Genomic DNA, 14,844 nt, shown 5'->3' on the forward strand with positions numbered 1-14,844 from the left:
CGCTACTGTGGCGCCATGGCCCAAGAGACACCGAGGTTCCGGCGGGCGCCGTGGCTCGTTGGCGCGGGCGCGCTCGCTGCCGTTGTCGTCGCAGGCGGGGTGTGGGCGGCCACCACAAAAGCTCCCCAAGCCAGCCCGACGGCGCAGGCACCTTCGGCGACGCCCTCGCCTTCAGCGTCGGGCCCCGTATGCACCGCCCTACTCAGTGTGACCAAGCAGTGGGACGGTGGCTATCAGGCGGAGGTGATTGTGAGTGCGAGGGCGCCGCTCGCGAACTGGGAAGTGGGCCTCAATCTGGAGGGCGGGGTGGTCACGGCATCGTGGGACTCGACGATGCCGGTGGGGTCCACGGGTATAACCACCGCAGCGAATGCAAGCTACAACGGCACGGTCACCGCTGGGAGCACGGCCACGTTTGGGTTCACCGCGAACGGCGGTTCGCCGTCAGATCTCAGCGCAACGTGCGTGGGAACCGCTACCGGGCCGGTGAGCGAGAGTCAGGCCGCTGGCCCCACACCACCGCCCACCTACACGTCGCAAGCGAACGTGGCCTCCCCTGGTGACGACGATTGGCTCCACACGGACGGCAACCGGATCGTGGACGCGCAGGGACGCGCGGTGTGGCTCACGGGCGCCAATTGGTATGGCTTCAACCTTGAGCAGCGCATGCTCGTTGGACTCAACGTGGCCAACCTGGACGACCTGATGGACCAGATCGCGAGCCGCGGCATCAACGTGATCCGCGTGCCAGTCTCTACGGAACTCCTGCTCGAATGGCGCGACGGCGAGGCGCGAGTTCCGCAAGCGGTAAACCAGCAGCTCAATCCCGGCCTCGCGGACAAGACCACGCTCGAGGTGTTCGACGCCTTCCTCGGCGATGCCAAGGACCGCGGCGTGAAGGTGTTTCTCGACGTGCACTCTGCGCTCGCCGATGACGACGGCCACCTCTACCCCGTGTGGTACAACGAACCGGTCTCCACCGCGGACTTCCTGGACGCGTGGACATGGGTGGCGGCTCGGTACGCCAACGACGACACGGTGATCGGCTTTGACCTCAAGAACGAGCCGCACGGCCAACCGAGCGAGACTCCGCGCGCCATCTGGGACGCCTCCACCGCCAAGCACAACTGGCGGCATGCCGCAGAGCAAGCGGGCGACGCGATCCTTGCCCAGAACCCCCACGCACTCGTCTTCGTGGAGGGCATCGAGGCGACACCTCGCACCGGCACCAGCTTTGCGTCCACGGACAACGGTGACTACAGCTTTGGGTGGTGGGGCGGCAATCTGCGGTTCGCCGCGGAGTTCCCCGTGCGCCTTTCGGAGCCACGCCAGCTCGTGTACTCACCGCACGAATATGGGCCTCTCGTCTACGACCAGCCATGGTTCCAGAAGCCCTTCACTAAGGACTCGCTCACCACCGACGTGTGGGAGCCGAACTGGCTGTACTTGCACCAGGACGGCACCGCGCCCTTGCTCATCGGCGAATGGGGAGGGCGCCTTGGCCAAGACCCTCGCCAGGACGTGTGGATGGCCGCTCTGCGCGACCTCATCGTTGACGAGCACCTGGCTCACACCTTCTGGTGCCTCAATCCTGAGTCCGGCGATACGGGCGGCCTCTTCGCGAATGGGTGGGGCTCGTGGGACGAGGAAAAGTACGCGCTGTTGCGGCCCGCGCTGTGGCAGACCTCCGGCGGTCGCTTCGTGAGCCTCGACCATGCGACGCCCCTTCCGGGTGGCGTCTCGGTCACTGAGTACTACGACCAAGGCAACCCTCAGCCACGGTGACGCCTCGCCGGGATGATGTTTCTCACTTACCCCTACCGGCCGCGGCGCAACCCTCCTAGCCTGGCCGCATGACGTTGCCCCTCGAAATGGAAGAGGCCTTTGGGCCGCGCGTTGACAAAGCCGTGGACAAGGTGGGCGGGCTGCTCCCGGTGGAGTGGTCCAATGAGCTCCGCACCGTGATCCGTGGGATTGTCGCGGACGCGTACTACTCGGGCAGCGGCCAGTCGCAATTGGTCGAGTACGAGATGCGACGCAGCTTCTAGGCTCACGCGCGCTCGAGGAACTCCTCTTGATCGCCGCCCAGCCAGGCATGAATGGCCGACGCTAGGGCTGGGTGACGCTCCAAGGTTGGGTCGTCGTCAATCACTTTGCGCGCGTCCTCGCGCGCCGTTGCGATGAGCGCGGCGTCACGCACCACCTTCAGGAGGCGCAGCGACGAGCGGCCGGATTGCCCCGCGCCAAGCACGTCGCCTTCGCGGCGAAGCTCCAGGTCCTTCTCGGCGAGCTCGAAGCCGTCGGTAGTTGCGGCGAGCGCGGCGAGGCGTTCGTAGGCGAGGCTGCCCTCTTCGGCAGAGCTCACGAGCAGGCACACTCCTGGTGCGGTGGAACGGCCCACCCTGCCGCGCAACTGATGCAACTGGGAGATGCCAAAGCGATCGGCGTCGAGGACCACCATGGCCGTGGCCTCAGGAACGTCGACTCCCACCTCGATCACCGTGGTGGACACGAGCACGGGCGTCTCCCCCGACGCGAATCGCGCCATCGCCGCGTCCTTCTCCTCGGCGCTGAGGCGGCCATGCATCAGCCCAATGCGCACGCCGGCGAACTCTCGCCGTTCCGCGAGCATCGCGGCCACCTCTGTGGCGGCGGCGAGCGGGGGGCGTTCCTTTGCCGGCTCGAGGTCGAGGCGATCGTCGGCGTCTGAGTCGTCCACAGCGTCGGGCGGTTCGGTGGGATCAATGCGAGCGCACACCACGTATGCCCGCCCGCCCTTGTCTACCTCTTCCCTGACGCGCGCCCAGGTACGAGCGATCCACACGGGATTCTGGGCCGGTACCAGGTGTGTTGCGGTGCTGGCGCGCCCAGAGGGGCGCTCCCCGAGCACCGAGGTTTCGAGGTCTCCAAACACGGTCATCGCGACGGTTCGTGGAATCGGCGTTGCGGTCATGACGAGGGTGTGCGGCGGGCGTTCTCCCCTGGAGCGCAGGGCGTCGCGCTGCTCCACGCCAAAACGGTGCTGCTCGTCAACCACCACCAGGCCAAGGTCCGCAAACTGGACGGTTTCGCTCAACAAGGCATGGGTGCCGATGATGATTCCGGCGGCGCCCCCCGCGGCCTCCGCTAAGGCTGCCCGACGCTCCCGCGAGCCTTGCGAACCCGTCACCAGCACTACCCGAGTTGCGTTGTCCGCGCCCCCCAACATTCCTCCGTCACCGAGCGGGCCGAGGAGCGCCCGCAATGCACGCACGTGCTGAGCCGCAAGCACTTCCGTGGGTGCGAGCAGGGCGGCCTGGCCGCCAGCGTCCACCACCTGGAGCATCGCGCGCAACGCCACCACCGTCTTGCCTGCCCCAACATCGCCTTGCAAGAGGCGCAGCATCGGCACGTCCGCGGCGAGGTCGCGCGCAATCTCCTTGCCCACGTCGTGCTGGCCCTGTGTCAGCGCGAAGGGCAAGCGCGCGTCGAGAGCATCGACGAGACCGCCGGTGCGCGCGGGCCGCGCCACGGCAGACAGCGCCGCGTGCTCCGCGCGGCGGCGCGCCAAGGCGGTCTGCAGCACAAGGGCCTCCTCGTAACGGAGGCGAGCACGACCGCGCTCGTGGTCACTGGCGTGTTCCGGTTCGTGGACGAGGCGCAGGGACTCGAGGAGCGTGGGTAGCCCGCGCTGCTCGCGTAGGTCGGCAGGAATCGGATCTGGAACGTCTGCCTCTTGGAGCGGATCCAAGACCGTGCGCACGGCCCTCGCGATGCGCCACGTGGGCGCGGAGGCGGCCGCGGGATAGATGGGGATGGGGCGCAGTGCCTCGTAGATGGCCTCATCCGCATCCGCCGCATCCACGCCAACGATGAGGTAGTCGGGGTGCGTCAGTTGGCGCTTTCCGCGGTACTCCCCCACCGTGCCGGTGAAGAGGCCAGTGCGGCCGGGCCGCAGCTTGTCCTCATGCATGCGCAACACGCCCGTGCGCTTGGCGAAGAAGGTGAGCTGCAGGGTATCGCGCCCATCAGAGACGATCGCCTCAAGCATCGCGCCCCCGCGCGAGTGCATGGTGCGCACCGTGGCCGAGCGCACCTGGGCCATCACGGTCACGTGTTCCCCTGTACGCAGGGACCGGATGTCCGTGAACTCTCCAGGGGTGCCATACCTGCGCGGGTAGTGACGCAACAGCTCCCCCACCGTGGTGAGCCCCAGTTTCGCGAGTGTGGCCGCGGTGCGATCACCTAGCGCTCGCTTGAGCGTCTCCTCGAGCCGCTCGCTCACGCGGGAGCGTTCTCCACGCCAACGGCGATGGCGGGAGACACCTGGTTGCCCTCGTACACGGCCACATCAGCGTGGGGTGCGGCGGCGGCAACGGAGAGCCGCACGCGATCCGCCACTGCCGAGTCCACTCCGCGCCCCACGATGACCGTGACCACCTCTGTGCGTTCGGAGAGCAATCGGTCCACGTCATCATCGAGGTCCTCGGGGGAGGTCTCAATCACGTGCGTTGCCGCGATGGCCGCTGCCATGCGGTCCGCAACGGACTCGCCTGGCGTCGCGAGCGCCGAGGCCGCGATAGCGGCCACCACGTGCGCCTCGTGCGCGGTGTCCAACACCGTCAATTTGGGTCCACGGCGCTTCGCGGCGAGTTTGCGCGCTGCCCCGAGCAGCGTGGGATCGCCCGCGACCACGACCCCCGCTGACCCCACGGCGTCGCGCAGCGCGCGCATCAGGTCTTTGCGCGGAGCCTGGTCTGGCACCGGGATCAGCAGCACGCACGCGCCCGCCTCAGCCAGAGCGTCGGCCAGGCCAGGGCATGTGGTGAGGGCGACGATAGTGGAGGCGTCCTTGGCGTGGTCATCGATTCCGCGCACCACCACCTTGCGCGCACCAGCGCTCATGGCCACCCGCACGGCATCGCCGGGCCGCTCCGTGTGCACGTGGGCCTGCCACAGGCCGTGCGAACCGATCACCGCCACCGAGTCGCCGAGCGCCTCGAGCCGGGTGTTAAGTTCGCGGGTCATGTCGCTGCGGTTCACGGCGACGAACATGACCTCGTAGCCACCCTCGTGCCCGTGCGGCGGGTGGTACGAGCGGTACGCGTCCATGTCCGTGGACCAGTCCACCTCGTCGTACGCGGCAAGCACCCCGGGGCCGGCGAGCGTCTCCGCGAGCATCTCGAGCTGCAGCACCAGCCCTGCGGCGCCCGCGTCGACAACGCCCGCCTCGCGCGCGGGCCCAAGTTCCTGCTGCGTCTTCGACAGCGCGGCCCTAGCACCAACCACGGCGGCGATGATGGTCGCCTCGCGCGCCGCTCCAGAAGCGACGGCGCCGTGAGCTGCCGATGCCGCCGCCTTCGCCACCGTGAGAATGGTCCCCTCCACGGGAGAGCCCACGGCGGAATACGCGGCGTCGGACGCGGCGTCAAGCGCCTGGTAGATGTCGCGAGCGGAGGTGGCAGACAGGCCACCGCGCGCATCCACCGATGTCAGGAAGGCATTCAGATAGGCGCTCACGATGACGCCAGAGTTGCCCCTAGCCCCCAGCAGCGCACCCCGCGCGAAGGCCGCAACAACCTCCTTGTGTGTGGCCTCCTTGGGCAGATCTGCAACGGCACGGTTGCCCTCACGAAGGGTCAGATAGATGTTGGTGCCCGTGTCCGAATCCGCCACCGGAAAGACGTTGATGGCGTCGAGGCGATCGCGCGCGCGCTTCACGGCGTTGGCGCCGCTATCAAGCCAGCGTCGCAGTTCCGCGGCGTCTGCCACCGTGCCTCCCTGTTCGTGTTTCACCGCACCGGCCCCGCCCTGTGCGTGGGTACCATGTTCCCACGGTGCGCCGACAAGCCCACCGTAACCGTGCCGTCGGGCATGGGAACTTGGCCAAATGCCGTGTCATCGGGTACGCTTGTGCGGTTGCCTGAGCGCCTCTCGGGCCCATTCACAAGCTTTCAAGGAGAACTATCGTGGCTGCCAACTGCGACGTCTGCGGCAAGGGTCCGTCCTTCGGTAACTCGATCTCGCACTCCCACCGCCGCACCTCGCGTCGCTGGAACCCGAACATTCAGCGCGTGCGCGCCATCGTTGGCGGCACCCCCAAGCGCGTGAACGTCTGCACGTCGTGCCTCAAGGCCGGCAAGGTGCAGCGCCGCGTTTCCGCGTAACACTTCTTAGCAATTGCGGGCGTTCCCTTCGGGGGGCGCCCGTTTTGCTTTCCCTGCCTAAGCCGAATGCCTCCTGGCGGCAAGCCAGAGGTCGCATGGGCTGCTTGCGACCTCACGCGTACCGCCAGGACGCTTGCCCCGACTCAACCGCGAAAGTGATCCCAGCCCAGGGCGCTTGGGTTCTCTCCATCCACGGTGACGCCTGCGCCGGCCCGCACCTCGCCGATGACCGTCCACCCAGTTGGCACGGCACCGCGCGCCGGGAAGGTCGCGAGCATGTGGTGATCCTCGCCGCCGGTGAGGGCCCACTGCTGGGGGTCTCTGTCTAGCGTTCTGCCCGCCGCCACCGCTGCCAGGTGAACTGGCACAAGGCCCGACGCTATCTCCAGGGCGGCGTCGCTGGCACGGGCGATTCTGGTTGCGTCTCGTAGCAGGCCGTCGCTGATGTCCATCATCGAGGTGGCGCCGCGTAAGGCCGCCTCTAGGCCCGCGCCGATGAAGGGACGAGGGCGCAGGAAGAGCTGAACGGCCTCTCCTTCTGTTTCGCCCGCGCTGAGGAGAGCGAACCCCGCGGCGGCCGCACCGAGCGGGGCCGAAACCGCGATGACGTCGCCAGGCACGGCGTCGGCCCTGGTAACCGGGTCCATGCCGTGCGTCTCGCCGATTGCGGTGACGCCGATGTGGACTTCGGTGGAGGCGCTAAGGTCGCCGCCGACCACGCCGACTCCGTGCGGCTCGCAGGCTTGGCGCAGGCCGTCCGCGAAGGCGAGGACCCACGCGACCGGGGTGCTTGGCGGCGCCGCAAGGGTCACCTGCAGAGCCGTTGGGACGGCGCCCATCGCGTCGATGTCGGCGAGGTTCTGAACGGCGGCACGCCAGCCAGTGTCGTCGCCCGTTGACCAGTCCATGCGGAAGTGGCGGTTCTCGACGAGGACGTCACTGCTGACGACAAGGTGGCCGTCTACGGAAAGAACCGCTGCGTCATCGCCCGGGCCGAGGATCTCGGCGTCCGTGGTGGGGAGGCGCGGGGCGAAGGCCGCGATGAGCGCGTCCTCGCCGAGTTCGCCGATCGTGGTCACGAGTAGAGCCTAGGCGGCGGAACCCACCAGCCACGCCCGCGCTCGCGTGAGCCGCGCGTACGCGAGCCCAAGGAACAGTCCGCGGCACACGTTGAAGATAAGGAACGCGCGCCACAGGTTGGCGTTGCGCGCGTTGTCGCCTGCCTCGTCCGCGCCAAGCCACCAGATCGCGAAGAACACAAGGGCGGACGCCACCATCGTGATGAGCATCCACCTCACCTTGCCAGCACCAAGGAACACGCCGTCAAACAAGTACGCGCCCGCACTGAGCAGTGGCAGCGCGGCGAGCCACGGGATGACGGCCTGGGTGGCGGCGGTGACCTCGGGTAGCGATGTCAACACCGCTACGAAGGCACTGCCCGCCACCGCGTACAGCAGAGTAAAGACCGCCCCGATTGCCACCGCGGGCAACGCGGACGCCCCCACGGCGCGATGGAACTCAGGCACGTCCCGCGCCCCTATCTCGCGCGCGGCCAGAGACTCCGCCGCGTGCGCGTAGCCGTCCTGCCCGTACGACGCCAGTAGCATCAGCTGCATCAGAATCGCGTTCGCCGCCACCACGGTGGTCGAGACGTGCGCGCCATACGCAGTCATGAATGTCAGCACGGCGTAGAGCACCGCCGTGCGCAGGAAGATGTCGCGGTTGAGGCCAAGCACGGCGCGCCACCCCGTGCGCAGGCCGCGTCCGCGCCACCGGAGGGCCGACGCTCTGGTCGCCTCTCCCTGCGCCCGCCACCACAGCGCGAGGGCCAGGGCAAAGCCCACCCACTCGGAGATCGCGGTGGCGACGGCCGCCCCCTCGGCGCCAAGCTGGAGGCCGGCAACAAAGATCAGGTCGAGGATCACGTTGAGCGACCCAACCGTGACGACGACCGCGAGCGGCCGCTTGGTGTCCCCAGCCCCGATGAACCAACCCGCGATGACCAAGGTGAGCAGAACGGCGGGCGCGCTTGCCAGCCGAATCGAGGTGAAGGAGGCGGCGAGATCTGCCATCGCAGCGTCGGGCGTGAGAAGCGTCATGAGCCACGGCACCACCGCCCACTGAACGGCGATGATCCCTACGCCCAGCCCGAGTGCAAGAAGGGCCGAGCGTTGCGCGTGGGTGAGCGCAGCGTCGGGCCTATTGGCGCCTAATGCTCGGCCTACCAGGCTCGTTGTGCCAGTCCGGAGGAAGCTCAGCAGCCAGAACGCCGCGCCGAGGACCGTGGAGCCGATCGCCGCGGCCGCGAGGTTAAGCTCGTCGCTGAAGTGGCCAAGCATCGCAGTGTCGATGAGGCCAACGAGCGGCACAGAGATGTTGCTGAGGATCGCGGGCCACGCGAGCGAGAAGGCGCGGCGGTGCGGCCAGGTGCGCACGCCGAGTGTCATGGCGCCACCGTAGCGCGGGCCTAGGCTTAGGGCGTGCGCTTCTTGGGTCTTGCGGCGGTTTGTGGTGCCAGTGCGGCGGTGCTGGCCGGGTGCTCGCAGCCCTTGGTGGTGGATCCCGCGCCGTACGCAGCAGATCCCGATTGCGCGCGCGTGATGCTCGCGATGCCTTCTGAGCTGGGCGGCCTCGACGTACGTGGCACCACGTCACAGGCCACTGCCGCGTATGGCGACGAGTATCCGATCGTGGTGCGGTGCGGAGTGGAGCCGCCGGGGCCGACCACGGAAAGCTGCGTTGAGGTGGCCGCGGAGGCTGGGACGCAGGACTGGCTCGTGGTGGAGGACGGAGATCAGTGGCGCGCGACGAGTTTTGGGCGGTCGCCGGCGGTTGAGGTGCTGATTCCTACTGCAAGGGCGCAGGACGCCGTGGCGGATCTGTTGGCAGAGGTTTCGGGGCCGGCTGCTTTGGCGCCTTCGAACGGTCTGGAGTGCAAGTAGCCTGGTAAATGGCCGCTTGCCGCCATGTCAGTGGTCGGTGGTTTGCTTGATTCATGACCGCGGACGCCGTTGTTGATGCCCCCTATATGGGGTTTGTTGACGTGCCCGATCCCGCGGAAGAACTCATCCGGCTGTGGGCAGATGTAGACGCCTTGGTGTCGCTCCCTGTAGCCGCGACCGCCGTGGGCGAGAAGGCCTTGGCCGCAGCACAACTAATCGCGCGCGTGAGGCACGCCGCTGACGCTTTGCTAGCGCCGTACGCGGCTCGGCTGGAGGAACTGTCGGGCCCGGAACTCAATGAGCGGTTCGCGCGATACAAGGGCTTTCCCAACGCCGCCGAGCTGCTCTCTGCGACGACCGGACTGTCGCGTTCTGAGGCCGCAAAGCTCATCGGCCTTGGCCGCGCGGTTGACCGGCACGTGACAGTTGAGTCTGCGCCGGAAGTGATCGCACCGGTCGCTGAGCCCATGGAGGAACTGCTCTTGGGCGAAGAGGCGGCGCCAGAGCGTGTGGCGGCGCCTGCGCCCGCGCCGTCGCCGACGCCGCGAAGGGTGTTGTCGCCTCTCGCTGCGGCGATCCGGGCCGGGCTCGGGACGGAGAAGGCGAACCTGATTCAACGCACGCTTGATGACATGACAGCGCGACGCGACGAGGCAGAGGCATTCCTTGCCGAGCGTGCCGGCAAACTCACGATTGTGCAGTTGCGCCGGCTGTGCTTCGAGACGTTTGCCGAGTTTGACCCACAGGGCTACGCGGACCGGGAGGAGCGGCAGCAGCGGGACCGGTTCGTGACGTTCCGCACAGAGCTCGATGGCATGGTGTCGTTCTTTGGCAAGCTCCCGCCAATCGCCGCCGCACCGCTCAAGGCATGGCTCGAAGCCGAGACAGACGCCGAGGTGTTCGGTCAGCGCGAGTTGCCACGCGACCAGCAGCGAACCTTGGGACAGATCATGGCGGACTCATTCGTCGACATGGCACGGCACGTTGCTGGGTGCACCAAGGCCACGTCGCGTCCCAAGACCACGATGGTGATTCGCGCCAGCCGCGAGTCGCTAGCGACTGGCACCGGGCACGCAACGGCGGACGGTATCGAGGCACCAATCCCCATTGCCACGGCGCTGTTGGCGGCCGTCGACCTCGAGTTCGCAGCCCTACTCACCGATGACGAGGGCCAACCCCTCAAGTTTGGCCGCACGCGCCGCTCCGCAAGCCGCGCTCAGCGTCTTGTGGCGATGGAACGTGACAAGGGTTGCGCGCAATGCCACCGGGCTATTTCCAGGTGCAACGCGCACCACATCATCGAATGGGACTACGGGGGTCCTACCGACCAAGACAACCTCGTGATGCTATGCATCGGTTGCCACCATCGCCTCCACGAAAACGGGTGGGGCATCAGCGTTGAGAACTACCAAGTCTGGTTCATCCCACCGGCAACCGTTGACCCGCAAAGACGACGACAACCGGGAAGTTCCGTACGCCTCTAGCCCCGCGGCGAGAGGCGTGATGGAGCGCTGCCTGGCCAGGCGTTGGCCGGGCGTTGGCGCGGCCTGGCTCGGCGCGGCGTGGGCCCGGCGTTGGCCCGGCGTTGGCCCCGCCAGTTACCGCAAGCCCACCGGACGGTTCAGTGCAGTCTCGAGGAGCGTCGAGACCAACTCGGGGTAGTCCACACCCGTCGCTGCCCACATTCGCGGGTACATCGACGTTGGCGTGAACCCCGGCATCGTGTTGATCTCGTTGACGGTGATGGTGCCGTCGCCACCAACAAAGACATCGACGCGCGCCAACGACTCACCGCCGATGGCTTGGAAGGCGGCCGCCGCGATATCGCGCACGCGCTCGATGGTCGCGGAGGGCAAATCAGCGGGACACAGCAGTTGCACGTGAGATTCATCGAGGTACTTGGCGTCAAAGTCGTAGAAGACGTGGTCGCCGCCGGTCACGATCTCGCCCGGCAGCGATGTGCGCGGGCCGTCCACCGTCCCGAGAACGGCGGTCTCGATCTCGCGCCCAACAACGGCACGCTCAATGAGCACCTTTGGATCATGCTTAGCGGCACCAGCGATCGCGGCATCAAGAGCCTCATAGGTGTCAACGCGCGAGATTCCCATGGACGACCCTGCCCGCGCAGGCTTCACAAACACAGGCAGCCCGAGCGCCACTATCGCGCCCCGCCGCGAGCCGACGTCCTGCCCTGGCAGCAGCACCACGGCGTCGGTCACCGGAAGGCCGGCGTCAACGAACGCGGCACGCATGAACTGCTTGTCCATGCCTATCGCAGAGCCCAGCACCCCGGAACCCACGTACCGCACGTCCACGAGTTCAAGTGCCCCCTGCACGGTCCCGTCCTCGCCGAACGGTCCGTGCAGCACGGGAAACACCACGTCGATCGTGCCGAGCGCTCGCGCCTCGCCAGAGTCTTCAAGCACCCGCCATCCCCCCGCGCCAACGTGGGATGGAGGCAGAACGGTGTGCCCAGCGTCGGGCACCGAGGGCATCTCGCCGTCCACGATGCGCCAATCCGCGGGATCAGCAGAAGCGAGCGTCCACCGCCCATCTCGGGTGATGCCGATGGCCACAACATCCCAGGCAGAACGGTCAATCGCTCCCAAGACGCCCCCCGCTGTCACGCACGAGACTCCGTGTTCGGACGAGCGGCCACCAAACAGGACTGCGACCACAGGGCGCTGCGTCACGTCACCCCACCTCGGACTTCCGCGGCCGGCTGAGCAACAAGCCAAGCACGTCCTTTGGCGCCACTTCGCCCGCGAGCATCGTCACCACGGCGTCGCAAATGGGCACGTCCACGCCAAGGCTCGCCGCGAGTTCCTGAATGGATCGCGCAGTGGTGACACCCTCGGCGGTACCTTCGCTGGACGCGAGGGCTTCGCCGAGTGTCGCGCCCTGCCCAATCCGCTTGCCGAGCATATGGTTGCGGCTGAGCGGCGAGGCGCAGGTCGCGATGAGGTCGCCCATGCCGGCGAGTCCACTGAACGTCTCAGGACGAGCCCCCAGCGCCATACCAAGCCGCGTGATCTCGGTGAGGCCGCGCGTGATGACAGTGGCCGTGGTGTTGTTGCCAAACCCAAGCCCGTCAGAGACTCCCACACCCACCGCAATCACGTTCTTGTACGCTCCGCAGAGCTCCACGCCAACGACGTCGGTGTTCGTATAAGGCCGGAAGTAGCCCGACGCTGTGGCGGCTGCCACTTTGTCGGCGGCTTCAATCGTGGTTGCGGCAACGACGGTGGCAGTGGGCTGGCGGGCGGCGATTTCGCGGGCAAGGTTGGGACCAGAGACCACGGCGGTTCGTTCCGCAGGGATCTGGGCAACCTCGGCGAGAACCTCGGACATCCGCAGGTGCGTGTCCGCCTCGACGCCTTTCATGAGCGACACCACTACGGCCGTGGGCGGGATGAGTGGTGCGAAGTCGGCGATGATGTGCCGCACCTTCTGGGCGGGCACGGCCACGGCGACGATGTCGGCGTTCTCGAGGGCCTCCGCTGCGTCCATCGTGGTGGCGATGCCCGTGGCGAGTTGGAGGTCGGGAAGTGCGCGGGTGTTGCGCCCGTGAGCGGACACTTCCGCAAGCGTCTGCGGATCGCGGCCCCACAGCGTGGTGTGCGTGCCAGCGTCCGTGAGCACCGAGGCGAACGTGGTGCCCCACGCGCCAGCGCCGATCACGGCCGCGCGCGTCACGAGGCGCCCTCCGCGTTGTCTGTCTTGGGCGCCTGGTGCGCTCGCATGTCGAAAGGATGCTCCGGGGGTGTCTCACCACGGATGTCCGCCACCATGGCTGTCAGGGTAGCCATGATGCGGTCCGTCGCGATACGCAGCAGCTCGGTGTCGATGGGCTTTCCGCGGAGATCGTCAAGATCAATCGCCGGTCCAGCGCGCACCACCATGGGTTTGCGGGGAAAGAGGTCCGGCTTCTTCGAATAGGGCGGAAGGACAAGGTGGGCACCCCATTGCGCAACGGGGATAACCGGCGCCCCACTCTCAAGGGCAAGGCGTGCGGCGCCCGTGCGCGCCACCATGGGCCACATGTTTGGGTCTCGCGTGAGCGTGCCTTCGGGGAACATCGCAATCATGTCGCCACGGTCAAGGACAACGCGCGCGTAGTCTAGCGAGTCTTTGGCCTGGGACGTGCCGCGATACACGGGGATCTGGTCGCCGGACTTCAAAACGCGGCCAACCACGGGAATCTCGAACAGTTCCTTCTTTGCCAAGAAGCGCGGCGGGTGGCCGGAGTTGTACAGGTAGTGGCCAAACGTCAGCGGGTCCACGTAGCTGACATGGTTGGACACCGCGATGAAGCCGCGATCCGTCGGCAAGTGCTCTTGCCCGGACCATGAGCGCTTGAGCAGCAGCGTCGCGAGGGGCCGCACCAGGTTGACGACGGTGCGGAAGGCCCAATTTGGTCGTGTCGCCATCCGGCCTACTCGACCGTGGCGCCAAGCGCGGCGAGTTTGCCCCGGAAGTCCTCGTAGCCGCGGTCGATGATGCCGATGCCGTGAACCGTGGAGGTGCCGGTTGCCGCGAGCGCCGCGATGAGGTGGGAGAACCCGCCCCGCAGGTCGGGAACCGTGATCTCCGTGGCCGTCAAGGGCGTAGGGCCGGAAATCACTGCACTGTGCTTGAAGTTCAGCTGCCCAAATCGGCACTCCTTGTCGCCAAGGCACTCACGGAACAGCTGCACATGGGCGCCCATGGCGACCAGCGCGTCGGTAAACCCAAAGCGCTTCTCGTACACAGTCTCGTGAACGATCGAGAGGCCCTTCGCCTGGGTGAGCGCCACCACGAGCGGCTGCTGCCAGTCGGTCATGAAGCCGGGGTGCACGTCCGTCTGCAGAGCGATCGAGTGAAGTTCACCGCCGGGGTGATAGAAGCGGATGCCCTCGGGAACCACATCAAACTCGCCACCCACCTTGCGGAACACGTTGAGGAACATCCCCATGTGCCGCTGTTGGGCACCGAGCACCATGATGTCGCCACCGGTGGCGAGGGCCGCAGACGCCCACGACCCCACCTCGATGCGGTCGGTGAGCGCGGTGTGGTCATAGCCGTGCATCCGCCCAACACCCTCAATGGTCACGGAGCGGTCCGTGTCTACAGAGATGATCGCGCCCATCTTCTGCAACGTGTCGATGAGGTCCTTGATCTCGGGCTCAACCGCCGCGTTGTCGAGGCGGGTGATGCCTTCCGCCATGACCGCGGTGAGCAGCAGTTGCTCGGTGGCGCCAACGGACGGGTAGGACAGCCGGTACTTGATGCCGCGCAGACCGTTGGGCGCGCTGAGGTGCAGGCCGTCAGGGTGCTCGGTCACCACGGCGCCGAAGCGCTGCAGGATTTCGAGGTGGAAGTCGATGGGCCGGTCGCCGATGCGGCATCCGCCGAGGTCAGGGATCACGGCTTCGCCAAGGCGGTGCAACAGGGGACCACACAGGAGGATGGGGATGCGCGACGACCCAGCGTGCTCCGCAATGTTTGCGGCGTCCGCCTTGGTCAGTGCGGTGGGATCGATGGTGAGTTCACCGGACTCGACGTCGTAGTTGACGTCGGCCCCGTGCAGGCGCAGCAGTGCGGACACCACTCCCACATCGCGAATGTCTGGAACGTTGCGAAGGGTGGAGGGGGTAGAGCCCAAAAGTGCGGCCACCATCGCCTTGCTGACGAAGTTCTTGGCGCCCCGCACGCGGATCTCTCCGGTAAGCGGTGCCCCACCCGTCACGCGAATGGAGTCGGTCATGCTCCTAGTC

13 protein-coding genes are annotated in these 14,844 nt (G+C 67.2%); 5 read left to right on the forward strand and 8 right to left on the reverse strand.

All coding sequences use genetic code 11. The annotated features are described in order from the left end of the window. The first annotated feature begins 15 nt into the window (after positions 1 to 15). Together QM618_RS06835 and QM618_RS06840 are read left to right on the forward strand one after the other, a co-directional pair. Positions 16 to 1,785, forward strand: a complete 1,770-nt coding sequence (locus tag QM618_RS06835; protein ID WP_428096001.1) for a cellulase family glycosylhydrolase — start codon at positions 16 to 18, stop codon at positions 1,783 to 1,785. A gap of 68 nt (positions 1,786 to 1,853) precedes the next feature. Beyond that, positions 1,854 to 2,048, forward strand: a complete 195-nt coding sequence (locus QM618_RS06840) for a hypothetical protein (RefSeq protein WP_428096002.1) — start codon at positions 1,854 to 1,856, stop codon at positions 2,046 to 2,048. Positions 2,049 to 2,050: 2 nt separating this feature from the next. Here QM618_RS06840 and QM618_RS06845 read toward each other — a convergent pair whose 3' ends face one another. Further along, positions 2,051 to 4,264 (reverse strand): ATP-dependent DNA helicase RecG, encoded by a 2,214-nt coding sequence (locus tag QM618_RS06845; RefSeq protein ID WP_428096003.1) that lies wholly within the window; start codon positions 4,262 to 4,264, stop codon positions 2,051 to 2,053. Continuing rightward, on the reverse strand, positions 4,261 to 5,751 hold the full coding sequence (locus QM618_RS06850) for a DAK2 domain-containing protein (protein ID WP_428096004.1): 1,491 nt from the start codon (positions 5,749 to 5,751) through the stop codon (positions 4,261 to 4,263). Before QM618_RS06850 ends, QM618_RS06845 begins: the two co-directional genes overlap by 4 nt. A 197-nt stretch (positions 5,752 to 5,948) precedes the next feature. Here QM618_RS06850 and rpmB point away from each other — a divergent pair, with 197 nt between their 5' ends. Continuing rightward, positions 5,949 to 6,146: a 50S ribosomal protein L28 gene (rpmB, locus tag QM618_RS06855; protein ID WP_428096005.1), complete on the forward strand. Its 198-nt coding sequence runs from the start codon at positions 5,949 to 5,951 to the stop codon at positions 6,144 to 6,146. 143 nt (positions 6,147 to 6,289) lie between these two features. On the opposite strand, the gene QM618_RS06860 is transcribed toward rpmB, so the two are convergent. Continuing rightward, on the reverse strand, positions 6,290 to 7,225 hold the full coding sequence (locus tag QM618_RS06860) for a thiamine-phosphate kinase (RefSeq protein WP_428096006.1): 936 nt from the start codon (positions 7,223 to 7,225) through the stop codon (positions 6,290 to 6,292). A 9-nt stretch (positions 7,226 to 7,234) separates the two neighbouring features. Beyond that, complete coding sequence (locus tag QM618_RS06865) at positions 7,235 to 8,593, reverse strand: MATE family efflux transporter (RefSeq protein WP_428096007.1); 1,359 nt, start codon at positions 8,591 to 8,593, stop codon at positions 7,235 to 7,237. 33 nt (positions 8,594 to 8,626) lie between these two features. Between QM618_RS06865 and QM618_RS06870 the strand changes: the two genes are divergently transcribed. Next, positions 8,627 to 9,088, forward strand: a complete 462-nt coding sequence (locus QM618_RS06870) for a DUF3515 family protein (RefSeq protein WP_428096009.1) — start codon at positions 8,627 to 8,629, stop codon at positions 9,086 to 9,088. Positions 9,089 to 9,141: 53 nt separating this feature from the next. Further along, positions 9,142 to 10,572, forward strand: coding sequence for a DUF222 domain-containing protein (locus QM618_RS06875; RefSeq protein WP_428096011.1), 1,431 nt, complete (start codon positions 9,142 to 9,144; stop codon positions 10,570 to 10,572). Positions 10,573 to 10,686: 114 nt separating this feature from the next. Here the strand turns inward: QM618_RS06875 and QM618_RS06880 are convergent, their stop codons facing one another. From QM618_RS06880 to murA, 4 genes are read right to left on the reverse strand one after another with little or no spacing between them, the layout of a single operon-like run. After that, positions 10,687 to 11,781 (reverse strand): D-alanine--D-alanine ligase family protein, encoded by a 1,095-nt coding sequence (locus QM618_RS06880; RefSeq protein ID WP_428096013.1) that lies wholly within the window; start codon positions 11,779 to 11,781, stop codon positions 10,687 to 10,689. Between the two features lies 1 nt (position 11,782). Further along, entirely contained in the window at positions 11,783 to 12,784 is a 1,002-nt protein-coding gene (locus QM618_RS06885) for an NAD(P)H-dependent glycerol-3-phosphate dehydrogenase (RefSeq protein ID WP_428096015.1), read from the reverse strand. Beyond that, complete coding sequence (locus QM618_RS06890; protein WP_428096017.1) at positions 12,781 to 13,518, reverse strand: lysophospholipid acyltransferase family protein; 738 nt, start codon at positions 13,516 to 13,518, stop codon at positions 12,781 to 12,783. Before QM618_RS06890 ends, QM618_RS06885 begins: the two co-directional genes overlap by 4 nt. Positions 13,519 to 13,523: 5 nt before the next feature. Next, entirely contained in the window at positions 13,524 to 14,834 is a 1,311-nt protein-coding gene (gene murA / locus QM618_RS06895; protein ID WP_428096019.1) for a UDP-N-acetylglucosamine 1-carboxyvinyltransferase, read from the reverse strand. Positions 14,835 to 14,844: the final 10 nt, after the last annotated feature.

The organism is Demequina sp., from assembly GCF_049841215.1.
Lineage (GTDB): Bacteria > Actinomycetota > Actinomycetes > Actinomycetales > Demequinaceae > Demequina.